The 12,917-nt window shown below is 64.6% G+C and carries 11 protein-coding genes; 6 read left to right on the top strand and 5 right to left on the bottom strand.

The features are described 5' to 3' along the window. Window positions 1-36 precede the first annotated feature (36 nt). From IVA79_RS02605 to IVA79_RS02595, 3 genes are all read left to right on the top strand, one after another. On the top strand, window positions 37-1,827 hold the full coding sequence (locus tag IVA79_RS02605) for an acyl-CoA dehydrogenase C-terminal domain-containing protein (protein WP_247550214.1): 1,791 nt from the start codon (window positions 37-39) through the stop codon (window positions 1,825-1,827). A 55-nt stretch (window positions 1,828-1,882) separates the two neighbouring features. Beyond that, the gene (locus IVA79_RS02600; RefSeq protein WP_247550213.1) at window positions 1,883-3,091 is read left to right on the top strand and encodes an acetyl-CoA C-acetyltransferase; all 1,209 of its coding nucleotides are present in this window, start codon (window positions 1,883-1,885) and stop codon (window positions 3,089-3,091) included. A gap of 169 nt (window positions 3,092-3,260) precedes the next feature. Continuing rightward, window positions 3,261-5,474, top strand: a complete 2,214-nt coding sequence (locus IVA79_RS02595; RefSeq protein WP_247550212.1) for an FAD-dependent oxidoreductase — start codon at window positions 3,261-3,263, stop codon at window positions 5,472-5,474. A gap of 422 nt (window positions 5,475-5,896) precedes the next feature. Here the strand turns inward: IVA79_RS02595 and IVA79_RS02590 are convergent, their stop codons facing one another. Together IVA79_RS02590 and gstA are read right to left on the bottom strand one after the other, a co-directional pair. Beyond that, window positions 5,897-6,205 (bottom strand): hypothetical protein, encoded by a 309-nt coding sequence (locus IVA79_RS02590; RefSeq protein ID WP_247550211.1) that lies wholly within the window; start codon window positions 6,203-6,205, stop codon window positions 5,897-5,899. Window positions 6,206-6,437: 232 nt separating this feature from the next. Further along, the gene (gene gstA, locus IVA79_RS02585) at window positions 6,438-7,052 is read right to left on the bottom strand and encodes a glutathione transferase GstA (RefSeq protein ID WP_247550210.1); all 615 of its coding nucleotides are present in this window, start codon (window positions 7,050-7,052) and stop codon (window positions 6,438-6,440) included. A 125-nt stretch (window positions 7,053-7,177) separates the two neighbouring features. Here gstA and IVA79_RS02580 point away from each other — a divergent pair, with 125 nt between their 5' ends. The 3 genes from IVA79_RS02580 (at window position 7,178) to IVA79_RS02570 (ending at window position 9,831) form a co-directional block, all read left to right on the top strand. Beyond that, on the top strand, window positions 7,178-7,675 hold the full coding sequence (locus tag IVA79_RS02580; protein WP_018644966.1) for a MarR family winged helix-turn-helix transcriptional regulator: 498 nt from the start codon (window positions 7,178-7,180) through the stop codon (window positions 7,673-7,675). A gap of 99 nt (window positions 7,676-7,774) precedes the next feature. Further along, on the top strand, window positions 7,775-9,145 hold the full coding sequence (locus IVA79_RS02575) for a glutamate--cysteine ligase (protein WP_247550209.1): 1,371 nt from the start codon (window positions 7,775-7,777) through the stop codon (window positions 9,143-9,145). Between the two features lie 107 nt (window positions 9,146-9,252). Then, a complete protein-coding gene (locus IVA79_RS02570) occupies window positions 9,253-9,831 on the top strand; it encodes a PAN domain-containing protein (protein WP_247550208.1) in 579 nt (192 codons plus the stop codon). Between the two features lie 228 nt (window positions 9,832-10,059). On the opposite strand, the gene IVA79_RS02565 is transcribed toward IVA79_RS02570, so the two are convergent. Genes IVA79_RS02565 through tldD form a run of 3 tightly spaced genes read right to left on the bottom strand, consistent with a single transcriptional unit; the run spans window position 10,060 to window position 12,846 of the window. Then, window positions 10,060-10,626, bottom strand: a complete 567-nt coding sequence (locus tag IVA79_RS02565) for a nucleotidyltransferase family protein (protein ID WP_247550207.1) — start codon at window positions 10,624-10,626, stop codon at window positions 10,060-10,062. A gap of 16 nt (window positions 10,627-10,642) precedes the next feature. Then, entirely contained in the window at window positions 10,643-11,422 is a 780-nt protein-coding gene (gene lepB, locus IVA79_RS02560; RefSeq protein ID WP_247550206.1) for a signal peptidase I, read from the bottom strand. After that, on the bottom strand, window positions 11,419-12,846 hold the full coding sequence (gene tldD / locus IVA79_RS02555; RefSeq protein WP_247550205.1) for a metalloprotease TldD: 1,428 nt from the start codon (window positions 12,844-12,846) through the stop codon (window positions 11,419-11,421). Before tldD ends, lepB begins: the two co-directional genes overlap by 4 nt. Window positions 12,847-12,917 lie beyond the last annotated feature (71 nt).

Raw genomic sequence — 12,917 nt, 5'->3', positions numbered from 1 at the left:
ACATCATCCCTTTAGGGCCCATGCCGGGAGACCACCATGCCGATCTACAAAGCCCCCGTCGAAGACGTGAACTTCCTGCTCAACGACGTTTTCCAGATCGACCGCTACGATAATCTCGCCGGCTTCTCCGATGCGTCGAGCGACGTGCGCGAAGCCATCCTCGGCGAAGCCGCCAAGCTCGCCGAAGAGGTGCTGCAGCCGCTCAATCGCGTCGGCGATCTCGAAGGCTGCAAGCGCGCCGACGACGGCAGCGTGACCACGCCGAAGGGGTTCAAGGACGCCTTCAAGCAGGTCGCGGAAGGCGGCTGGCTCGGCCTGTCGGCGCCGACCGAGTTCGGCGGCCAGGGCCTGCCGGTGACGCTGAGCCAGGCCGTCAACGAATTCCAGATCTCCGCCAACATGGGGTTCTCGATGTATGGCGGCCTCACCATGGGCGCGACCGCGGCGCTGATCGTTCATGGCTCGCCCGCGCAGAAGCAGACCTACGTGCCGAAGATGGTCGCGGGCGAATGGACCGGCACCATGAACCTGACCGAGCCGCATTGCGGCACCGATCTCGGCATGCTCCGCACCAAGGCAGTGCGCCAGGGCGACGGCAGCTTCAAGATCACGGGCACCAAGATCTTCATCTCGGCCGGCGAGCATGATCTGGCGTCCAACATCATCCACCTCGTGCTCGCCCGCATCGAGGGCGCGCCCGCCGGCATCAAGGGTGTGTCGCTGTTCGTGGTGCCGAAATTCCTGGTCAATGCCGATGGTTCGGTGGGTGCGCGCAACGGCGTCGTCTGCGGCTCGATCGAGCACAAGATGGGCATCCACGGCAATTCGACCTGCGTGATGAACTACGACAACGCCACCGGCTGGCTGATCGGCGAAGAGAACAAGGGCATGCAGGGCATGTTCGTGATGATGAACGAGGCGAGGCTCGGCGTCGCCGTGCAGGGCCTCGCGCAATCCGAGGTCGCCTATCAGAACGCGGTCGCCTATGCCCGCGAGCGCATCCAGGGCCGCGCGCTGACCGGCGCCAAGGCACCGGACAAGCAAGCCGACCCGATCATCGTGCACCCCGACGTGCGCCGCACGCTGCTCTCGATCCGCGCCTTCAACGAAGCCGCGCGCGCCTTCGTGATGTGGACCGCGCTGAAGAGCGACGTCGCCCACCGCTCCGAAGACCCGAAGGACCGCCAGGCCGCCGACGATCACATGGGCCTGATGACCCCGGTGCTTAAGGGCTTCCTCACCGATTACGGCTTTGCCAACGCGGTGCAGGCGCAGCAGATGTATGGCGGTCACGGCTACATCGCCGAGCAGGGCATGGAGCAGTTCGTGCGCGATGCGCGCATCGCGATGATCTATGAAGGCGCCAACGGCATCCAGGCGCTCGACCTCGTCGGCCGCAAGCTGCCGCGCGACGGCGGCCGCGCCATCATGGCCTTCTTCGGCGAGGTCATGGCCTTCGCCAAGGAGAACGGCGGCGACGAGGCGCTGAAACCCTTCATCACCCCGCTCTCGACCTCGCTCGGCCATCTCCAGCAGGCCACGACCTGGCTGATGCAGAATGCGATGGCGAAGCCTGACAATGCCGGTGCCGCCGCAACCGATTACCTGCATCTCTTCGGCTTCGTCGCGCTCGGCTACATGTGGGCGAAGATGGCCAAGGTGACGTTAGGGAAGATTGCCGAGAGCGGGGCGACGCCCTATCTCTCGACCAAGCTCGTCACCGGCCGTTTCTTCATGGAGCGGATGCTGCCGGAGACGGCCGCCAATCTCGCGCGTATCCAGGCCGGCTGCGCCACCATCATGGAATTGCCGGCGGAAGCGTTCTGAGCCTGCTTCCGCTGCCTGCTCCCAATCGTATCGAACATCACATCAGGAGGGCGTCATGCCTGAGGCATTCATCTACGACCACGTTCGCACCCCCCGCGGCCGCGGCAAGGCGGACGGCGCATTGCACGAGGTCACGGCGCTCGCGCTCGCGACCGTGCCTCTGAAGGCGCTGAAGGACCGCAACAATTTGCCTGAGGATTCCGTCGATGACGTCGTGCTCGGCGTGGTCGATCCGGTCGGCGAGGCGGGAAGCGACATCGCGCGCTTCGCTGCGCTGAAAGCCGGTCTCGGCGAAGCCGTGCCGGGCGTGCAGATCAGCCGCTTCTGCGCCTCCGGCCTTGATGCCGTGAACTTCGCCGCCGCGCAGGTGATGAGCGGCCAGCATGAGCTGGTGATCGGCGGCGGTGCCGAGTCCATGAGCCGCGTCGGCATTGGCGCCTCCGGCGGCGCCTGGCCGATGGACCCGTCGATGGCCGTGCCCGCCTATTTCATGCCGCAGGGCGTGTCGGCCGATTTGATTGCCACCAAATACGGTTTCTCGCGCGACGACGTCGACGCTTACGCGGTGCAGAGCCAGCAGCGCGCGGCCAAGTCCTGGGACGAGGGCCGCTTCAACAAGTCGGTGGTGCCGGTCAAGGACATCAACGGTCTCACCATTCTGGCCAAGGACGAGCACATGCGTCCCTCGACGACGATGCAGTCGCTGGCGCAGCTGCAGCCGTCGTTCACGATGATGGCGCAGATGGGCGGCTTCGACGGCGTCGCGGTGCAGTCGCATCCGGAGATCGAGCGGGTCAATTACGTGCACCATGCCGGCAATTCCTCCGGCATCGTCGATGGCGCCGGTGCCGTGCTGCTTGGCAGCAAGGAGGCGGCTGCGAAATACGGCCTGAAGCCGCGGGCAAAGATCCGCGCGTTCGCCAATATCGGCTCGGAGCCTGCGATGATGCTGACCGGCCCGGTCGACGTCACCGAAAAGCTGTTCGCGCGCTCGGGCATGAAGAAGTCGGACATCGACCTGTTCGAGCTCAACGAGGCCTTCGCCTCGGTCGTGCTGCGCTACATCCAGGCCTTCGACATCGACAACGCGAAGATCAACGTCAATGGCGGCGCCATCGCGCTCGGCCATCCGCTTGGTGCCACCGGTGCGATGATCCTCGGCACCGTGCTCGACGAGCTCGAGCGCACCAACAAGTCCACCGCCCTCGTCACGCTGTGCATCGGCGGCGGCATGGGCACCGCGACCATCATCGAGCGGGTGTAGGTCCGTAGGGTGGGTTAGCCGAAGGCGTAACCCACCGTGCCACGTTAACAAAGTTGGTGGGTTACGCCGAGCAGATGCACTCCGTGCATCTGCAGGGCTAACCCACCCTACGAGACCCCCAATCAACCGCCGCGCCTGAGACCGGCTGCGGCACCGAGGAGCAACCAACATGTCGTACAAGAACTTCAAGGTTGAGACCGACGCAGACGGCATCGCGCTCGTCACCTGGGACATCCCGGGCCGTTCGATGAACGTGCTCGACGAGACCTCGACCAGCGAGTTAGAGGCGATCGTCAAGGCGACCACAGCGGATGCCGGGGTGAAGGGTGTCGTCATCACCTCGGCGAAAGAAGCATTCTGCGCCGGCGCCGACCTGTCGATGCTCGAAGGCATGAATCAGGCCTACGCGAAGGTCTTCAAGGAGCAGGGCGAGACTGCGGCGAACCAGATGCTGTTCGACCAGAGCCGTCGTTTCTCGCAGGTGCTGCGTTCGATCGAGACGTCAGGCAAGCCGTGGGCGGCCGCGATCAACGGCCTCGCGCTCGGCGGCGGTTTCGAGATCACGTTGTGCTGCCACTATCGCGTCGCCGCGGAGAATCCCAAGACCCGTCTCGGCCTGCCCGAGGTCAAGGTCGGCCTGTTCCCCGGTGCCGGCGGTACGCAGCGCGTGCCGCGCCTGGTGCCGCCGCAGGACGCCATGACGATCCTGCTCAAGGGCGATCCGGTTACCGTCGAGAAGGCCAAGGCGCTGAACCTGATCCATGCCATCGTGCCCGCCGCCGACCTCATCAAGGCGGCGAAGGACTGGATCAAGGGCGGCGGCAAGGCCGCCGCGCCCTGGGACGAGAAGGGTTTCAAGCTGCCCGGCGGTCCGGTGTTCTCCAAGGCCGGCATGATGATGTTCCCCGCCGGCAACGCGATCTATCGCCGCGAGACCTACGACAATTATCCGGCGGCGCGCGCGATCATGAGCTGCGTCTATGAGGGCCTGCAGTTGCCGATCGACGCGGCGCTGCGGGTGGAGTCGCGCTACTTCACCTCGGTGCTGCGCTCGAAGGAAGCGGCCGCGATGATCCGCAGCCTGTTCCTGTCGATGCAGGAACTCAACAAGGGCGCGCGCCGTCCGAAGGACGTAGCCCCGACCAAGGTGAAGAAGATCGCCGTGATCGGCGCCGGCTTCATGGGCGCGAGCGTCGGCTATGTCTCGGCCCGTGCCGGCCTCGACGTCGTGCTGATCGACCGCGACCAGGAGAGCGCCGACAAGGGCAAGGCGCATGCGCAGAAGGTGATCGAGGAGCAGATCAAGAAGGGCCGCGCCAAGCCCGGTGATGCCGAGGCCCTGCTCGCGCGCATCACGCCGACGGCGGACTATGCCGCCTTGAAGGACGTCGATCTCGTGATCGAGGCCGTGTTCGAGGACCGCAAGGTCAAGGCCGAGACGTTTGCCAAGGCGCAGCAATATCTGAAGCCGGACGTGATCTTTGCGTCCAACACCTCGACGCTGCCGATCACCTCGCTCGCCGAGAGCTTCAGGGATCAGGGCAAGTTCGTCGGCATCCACTTCTTCTCGCCGGTCGAGAAGATGATGCTGGTCGAGATCATCAAGGGCAAGAACACCGGCGACGTCGCGCTTGCGACCGCGCTCGACTACGTCCGGCAGATCGGCAAGACGCCGATCGTCGTCAACGACTCCAGAGGCTTCTTCGCCAACCGCTGCGTCGGCCGCTATGTCGCCGAAGGCAACGAGATGTTCCTCGAAGGCGTGCCGCCGGCGATGATCGAGAACTGCGCCAAGATGGCAGGCATGCCGGTCGGCCCGCTCTCGCTGTCGGATGAAGTCGCGCTCGACCTCGGCCTCAAGATCATGAAGGCGACGGAAGCCGATCTCGGCCCCAACGCCATCAACCCCGATCAGAAGAAGCTGATGGTGGAGATGGTCGAGAAGCAGGGCCGCCTGGGCCGCAAGAACAGCAAGGGCTTCTACGATTACCCTGAGAAGGGCAAGGGTCAGAAGAGCCTGTGGCCGGGCCTCTCGGCCCTGCAGCCGAAGCAGCTCGATCCTGACACGCTCGACGTCGAGGAGCTGAAGCAGCGCTTCCTGGTGGTGCAGGCGGTGGAAGCGGCGCGCACGGTCGAGGATCACGTCATCACCGATCCGCGCGAGGCGGATGTCGGCTCCATCCTCGGCTTCGGCTTCGCCCCGTTCACCGGCGGCACGCTGTCCTATATCGACTTCATGGGCACGAAGACATTCGTCGAGCTCTGCCACAAGCTGGAAGCGAAATACGGCTCGCGCTTCACCCCGCCGAAGCTGCTGGAAGAGATGGCGGCAAAGGGCGAAACCTTCTACGGCCGCTTCGCGCCGAAGAAGGCGGCGGCCTGAGTTACGTTCGCAACCGGGCTACGCATCCGAACAGCAAAGGCCGGATCATCGATCCGGCCTTTCTATTTTCCATCGCCGAACGTCGAAACGCGCGGCTGATACCACATCGTCTGCGAGACTGGCTTTCGAGATGCCTTCGTCACCGCGGCCGATGCGCACCTCGAAGCGCCAGCCATTCTGGTTGGTGAAGGCGATGTCCGCCCGCTCTTTCCGTCCCAGCTCCGCACTGGCACCGCTCTTGCTAACCAATCCACCGGATGGACTGTTAGCATTGAAAGTGTCCCTTAATGAGCCTCACGGTGTTTCAAGACAGCGCAGCCGGCGCCGCGGCACGACACGCCCCGTTTTTCCTAGCGGGGCCGTGGCCGAGCCGAAGGTTGCTCCGGCGGCGCAGAAAAATCCCCTCGTGGGCCGGCTTGGCCCTACTCGTTCTCTTCGTCGATGTGGCGATGGCCATGCTCGCCTGGTTCGCCGTCGATCTCGTCCTGCATTGACAGCTTCCCTCTGTGCACGTGGAACGTTCCGGCCAAATAGGCAAGCTGGCCGGCAAGGAGACAGCCGACGATGATGGGAATGCCCGTCCAAAATCCGAAGCCTGAAGTCTGAAGAACGGCTGCCGCAAGGATCGCGGTCGCCGGCGAGACCAGCAACAAAGTCCAAACTCGGAAGAAGAGCCCCGTCGCCAATCCAGTGATTGTGCTCGCGAGCAAGAGGAGCAATGCGGTTGTCACGAGAGCCTTCCAGTTCAGCGGCTCGGATCGCGAGCCTTAGCTGAAGTAGAGCCAACTGGATTGCTCTCACAAGGATGGTGACCTCCGCTGAGCGCGCAAGGCAGAGTTATTGTTAACTCCGACAATGCTCGTAAAATTCAGATCAATCTCAAGCGTCCGGTTTTCGCGAACGGTTCTAGCAAAGAGCCGGATCATTGATCCGGCTCTCATCATCTCTGTTGTGGTCTGGCCATTACTTCGCCTGGGCCAGCCCTTCCTTCTTCAACGCCTCCTGCACCTGCGGCCGGGCCGCGACGCGGGCTTTGTAGGCGGCAAGGTCGGGCATCGCCGCGAAGTCGAACTTCATCCGGTCGGCCCAGGTCAGCATCGTGAAGAGATAGCCGTCGGCCACCGTGAACTGCTTGCCCATGAGGTAGTCGCGGCCGGCGAGCTGGCTGTCGATATAGTTCAGCTTGCCCATGACGCGATCCCTGAAGAAGGCCTTGGCTTCGTCGTTCAGCGCCGGCGCGAACAGCGGACCAAAGCTCTTGTGCACCTCGGAGGTGAGGAAATTCAGCCACTCCAGCAGCTTGTAGCGCTCGGAACTGCCATGGGCCGGCGCCAGCGCTTTGCTTGAAGCCTGATCGGCGATCATCTGGACAATCACTGGGCCTTCGGTCACGATCTCGCCGCTGTCGAGGCCCAGCGCAGGGACCTGGCCCTTGGGGTTCAGCTTCAGATAATCCTCACCATTTTCGAGCTTCTTGGCCCGGATATCGACCTTGACCAGCTCATAGGGCAGGCCGGCTTCCAGGAGCGCGATGTGGGGGGACAGCGAGCAAGCCCCGGGCGCATAATACAGTTTCATGGAATTTCCTTCTCTGAAGCTTGGTTCCGCCGAAACAGCGATTACATGCAGTTGCTTGGAATAGTCAAGATTGATGCAGCTGCATCAAATGATGTAAGAGACGGGCGACGAGCTTGAGCGGGACCATGAAACGCAAACCATCGACCGAGGCGACTTCCGCCTGGATCCGCCTGATGCGGGTGCAGAGCCGCGTGCTCGATTGCGTCGAGCAGGACCTGAAGAAGGCCGGCTTCCCGCCGCTGGCCTGGTATGACGCGCTGCTCGAATTGTCGCGGGCGCCCTCGGGCGAGCTGCGGCCGGTCGAGCTCGAACGGCAGATGCTGATCCCGCAATATTCCACCTCGCGCCTGATCGACCGCCTGGTCGACGAGGGCCTCGCCTCGCGGCGCGAATGCAAGATCGACAAGCGCGGCCAGTTCGTCGAGATCACGGAAGCCGGCCGCGAGTTGCAGAAGCGGATGTGGGGCGCCTATTCGGCCGCGATCGAGAAATATGTCGGTTCGAAACTGTCCGATGCCGATGCCGTCAAGCTCAGCGGTCTGCTCGATCGGCTGGGCTGCTCGTGCGGCGAGATGAAGCTGCCGCCCGTCGCCAACGTCAATGAAAGCACGCCGTCGCGATGATCGCGCGGCACACCAGCACGTCCGCGCACCCGGTGGTTCGCGGACGATCCCCATCACCCTGCGCGCATTCGCTCGAAGCGCCTTTGATTAGAGTTTGATATGGCGCGAGACCAGATCGATATGACGCCGCTGCAGTCGCGCGATGAGCTCGTCGCGTGGTTCGAGGCCGGCTGCAAGGACCCGTCCGACTTCCGCATGGGCACCGAGCACGAGAAGACGCCGTTCACGCTCGAAGGCCACCGTCCGGTACCTTACGAAGGCGCGCGGGGCATCGGTGCGTTGCTCGAGGGCATGAAGCTCCTGCTCGGCTGGGAGCCGATCATGGAGAAGGGCAACATCATCGGCCTCTACGACGTCACCGGCGGCGGTGCGATTTCGCTCGAGCCGGGTGGACAGTTCGAATTGTCAGGCGCGCCGGTCGAGAACGTGCACCAGACCCAGAGCGAGCTGATGGCGCATCTTGCGCAGGTGCGCGAGATCGCAACGCCGCTCGGCATCGGCTTCCTCGGTCTCGGCATGACGCCGTCCTGGTCGCGCGCGGAGATCCCGATGATGCCCAAGGGCCGCTACAAGATCATGACCAATTACATGCCGAAGGTCGGCCAGTACGGCCGCGACATGATGTACCGGACCTGCACGGTGCAGACCAATCTCGACTTCTCCTCCGAAGCCGACATGGTCAAGAAGCTGCGCGTTTCGCTCGCGCTTCAGCCGGTCGCAACCGCGCTGTTCGCCAATTCGCCGTTCACCGAAGGCAAGCCGAACGGCTTCCTCTCCTTCCGCTCCGAGATCTGGCGCGACACCGACAATGCGCGGTCGGGCATGATGCCGTGGGCATTCGAGGACGGCATGGGATTCGAGCGCTATGTCGACTACGCGCTCGACGTGCCCATGTATTTCGTCAAGCGCGGCGAGGAGTACATCGACGTGTCGGGCTCCTCGTTCCGCGCGTTCTTCGACGGCCGTAACAACAACCTTCCCGGCGAGCGTCCGACGCTGTCGGACTGGGCCAACCATCTCTCGACGATTTTCCCGGAGGTGCGGCTCAAGCGCTATCTCGAAATGCGCGGCTCCGACGGCGGTCCGTGGGGACGTTTGCCGGCGCTGCCGGCGTTCTGGGTCGGGCTGCTCTATGACGATGTCGCGCTCGATGCCGCCTGGGAAATCGTCAAGCATTGGAGCGCGGCTGAGCGTCAGGCCCTGCGCGACGACGTGCCGCGCTTCGGCTTCAAGGCGCGGATCAAGGACCGTTATCTGTTCGAAATCGCCAAGGAATGCCTTGTTCTGGCACATGCGGGGCTGCGCCGGCGCGGCCGCATCGACCAGCTCGGCCGCGACGAAACGCGGCATCTGGAGCCGCTCGACCGCATCATCGATTGCGGCCGGACGCCGGCCGAGGAAATGTTGGACAAGTTCAACGGTCCCTGGAAGGGCTCGGTGGAACCGGCCTACGCGGAATACGCGTTCTAGGCCGGCAGGCCGATCGGGTCAGCCGTTCATCGCCCATACAGGTTTGCGGCGATCAAATGACCGGCTGAAAAAACCTGAGCGTCGTCAATAACTCGAAAGCTGTTCCGATGGGGAAGGGCCGCCTGTCCGGCGCCGTCATGGCAAAGGTCCTGGCAAGCGTCGTGGCATGTGTCACGCTGCTTTCGCTCGCATGCGCGAGCGTGCCGGCGCGCGCCCAGACTGCGTTCGATCGGCCCGGCGGCGACTATTTCAGCTCACCGGTCGCCTCCGGCGATCCCGAGGATTGTGCGCTGCTGTGCGAGCGTGATCGCCGTTGCCGTTCCTGGAGCTTCAATTATCCCGACGTCGAAGGCGGCTCGGCGGTGTGCTGGCTGAAGAACACCGTGCCGGCGCGCGTGCCCGGCAGCTGCTGCATCTCCGGTGTGCGCGGCGCCGGCGTGATCGAGCCGCGGGTCGAGGGCGTGGAGACGTCGATCGACCGTCCCGGCGGCGATCTGCGCAATCTCGAACTGAAGGAGGGGGACGGCGTAGAGGCCTGCAAGGCCGCGTGCACCGCCGACAACAAATGCCGCGCCTTCACCTATGCCCGCCCCGGCTACACCGGGCGCGAGGCGCGCTGCTTCCTGAAAAAGGAAATCAAGCCGCCGCGCCGCAAGGCCGGCTTCACGTCGGGCGTGGTGCGGTAGACAAGGTGTAGGGTGGGTTAGCCGCGCGGCTGCGCGAAGCGCAGTCCGCACGGCGTAACCCACCACTGTTCGTCTCCGCGGAAGCGAAAGAAGTCGTGCTAGGGTGGGCAAAGGCGCCCTTGCGCCGTGCCCACGATTTTTTCGATCCGGCCACAGACGCGTGGGCACGCTTCCGCCTTCGCTCTCCGAGCTACGGCGGACAAGTCGCTTTGCCCACCCTACGAGATCTCACTCTGCCGCAATCACCGTGAGCTCCGGCCAAAGCGCTTTCCATCGCGCAGCTTTCACAGCGTAATTCGCCGCCGAAAAATTAGGACCTGGATTTGGCCGTACGATCAGCCCTGCGACATCGTCAAAGCCGTGCGGCGCGTAGACCTCATAGCCATCGCCTGCGCGCCTGACGCCGACTTGGGTGTTCTGCGTGAGGAAACGGTCGATGCCTTCTGTCGAGCTTCTCAGGGGCGGATAGGGCAGGCCGTGCTTGTCGGGGTACCACAGATGCACGCGCGCCTGGTTGCGGATCTCGATCTTGACGCCGAGATGCGCCAGCCGCGCATGCAGCTTGCGGATCACCGCGTCCTCCGCCTCCCACGAGGTCTCGGGATCGAAATAGAACACATCATAGTCGGCGATGCCGTGACCGATGGTACGGCCCGTGAGTACGTTCCATACGGTCTGCACCAGGCATCCCGAGACCAGCCACGCATCCGGCAGATCGAGCCGCGCCAGCTCGTCGATGATCGCCCCGTTGACGGGATTTCTCAGCGCCAGCGCGAGGAATTCGTCACGGTTCATCGTGGGGTGAGGAGGCTTAATGCACCGCGGTGAAGAACCGTGCCAGCCTGAATCCGGACAGCCAGGTCCACACCGGCTGGCCGCGGATGCCGAGATCCCAGGAGCCGAGCACCGCATCGGCACGGCCGATCAGATTGTCGATCGGCAACAGGCCGACGCCGCCGGACCGCAGCGGCACGCGGCTGTCGGCGGAGTTGTCGCGGTTGTCGCCGAGCACGAAGAGGTGCCCGGCCGGCACTGTCACCTCAGGCGTGTTGTCGAGCGGACCGTTGTCGCGCATCTTGAAGATCAAATGCGAGACGCCGTTCGGCAGCTTCTCGACATAACGGTAGGCGGGCTCGCTGCCGCCATTGTCGTCCTCGGCCGCACCGACGCCGTCCGGCTTGAGCTCGGCGGGGCGGTCGTTGATGAAGAGCTGGCCCTGCCGCATCTGGATGCGATCGCCGGGCAGACCCACGACGCGCTTGACCCAGGCCTGCGAACGATCGCCCGGCCAGCGGAACACCACGACGTCGCCGAGCTTCGGCGTCTCCGCGAACACGCGTCCGGTCTCGGGCAGGCTGATCTGAATCGGCAGCGACGAGGTGCCGTAGCCATAGGGAAACTTCGAGGCGAGCAGCGCATCGCCGATCAGCAGGGTCGGCTCCATCGAGCCCGACGGCACGTAGAACGGTTCGGCGAGCGCGCCCTTGGCGATGAAGACGGCGGCGACGATACCGGCGAGCTGAACGATCTGCCCGCCCCAGCCGCTGCTCTTCCGCTTGGGCGTGACAGTGACCTTTTCTTCCACGCTCATGCGCCCGTTCCACCCACCGTGATGCGTTCCATCAGCAGCGACGGCTGGCCGACGCCGACAGGCACGCCCTGGCCGTTCTTGCCGCAGGTGCCGATGCCGGTATCGAGCGCAAGGTCGTTGCCGATCATGCGGATGCGATGCAGGTCGGTCGGCCCGTTGCCGATCAGCATGGCGCCCTTCAGCGGTGCGCCCAGCTTGCCGTTCTCGATCTTGTAGGCCTCGGTGCACTGGAACACGTATTTGCCCGAGGTGATGTCGACCTGGCCGCCGCCGAAATTCGCGGCGAAGACGCCGTTCTTCACCGAGGCGAGGATCTCGGCCGGATCGCGGTCGCCCGCGAGCATGTAGGTGTTGGTCATGCGCGGCATCGGCACATGGGCATAGCCCTGGCGGCGGCCGTTGCCGGTCGGCTTCATGTTCATCAGGCGCGCGTTCTGGCGGTCCTGCATGTAGCCGACCAGGATGCCGTCCTCGATCAGCACGGTGCGATTGGTCGGCGTGCCCTCGTCGTCGATCGACAGCGAGCCGCGGCGCGAGGCAATGGTGCCGTCGTCGACCACGGTGACGCCCTTGGCCGCGACCTGCTGGCCCATCAGGCCGGCAAATGCCGACGTCTTCTTGCGGTTGAAGTCGCCCTCGAGGCCATGGCCGACCGCTTCATGCAGCATCACGCCGGGCCAGCCGGCACCAAGCACGACGTCCATCTCGCCGGCCGGCGCCGGAATCGATTCCAGATTGACCAGCGCCTCGCGCAGGGCGCCGTCGGCGGCCTCGCGCCAGTTCTTGCTCTCGATGAATTCGGCATAGCCGGCGCGGCCGCCATAACCCTTGCTGCCGCTCTCCTGGCGATCGCCCTGGCCGGCGACGACGGAAATGTTGACGCGCACGAGCGGGCGGATGTCGCGATAGCTCTCGCCGTCGGGCCGCAGGATCTCGACCACCTGCCAGGTTGCGCCGAGGCTCACGCTGACCTGCCGCACCCGCGGATCCTTGTCGCGCAGGTAAGCGTCGATCTCGGCGAGCAACTTGACCTTGGTCTCGAAGCCGGGCGCATCCAGCGGGTTGTCGTCGCCGTAGAGGCGCACATTGGTGTGTGGAGGCGGCGCGGCAAAGCTGCCGGAATAGCCGCCGCGCACGGCCGCGACCGCGTCCGCGGCGCGGATCAGCGCCGGCACCGACACGTCGGAGGAATGCGCGTAGCCGACCGCGTCATCCTTGACCGCGCGCAAGCCAAAACCTTGCGACGTGTCGTAGGTCGCCTGCTTCAGCCGCCCATTGTCGAACATCAGCGCTTCGGTCTGGCTGTATTCCAGGAACAGCTCACCGTCGTCGGCGCCGGCGAGCCCGCGCGCCACCTCGTTGCGAACCTGGTCGCGGTCGAGATTGGCGCGGTCGAGCAGGGAGGTCGTGGCAGGATTGGTCATGCGTCCGTCCATTATCGGAAGATCTGGGGCAAGATAATGGTTTCGGACCGGTTCCGCGAGGGGCGGGGCGG

Origin of the sequence: Bradyrhizobium sp. 138, assembly GCF_023074075.1 — a bacterium.
Lineage (GTDB): Bacteria > Pseudomonadota > Alphaproteobacteria > Rhizobiales > Xanthobacteraceae > Bradyrhizobium.
This window is presented reverse-complemented; position numbering and strand designations above follow the sequence as displayed.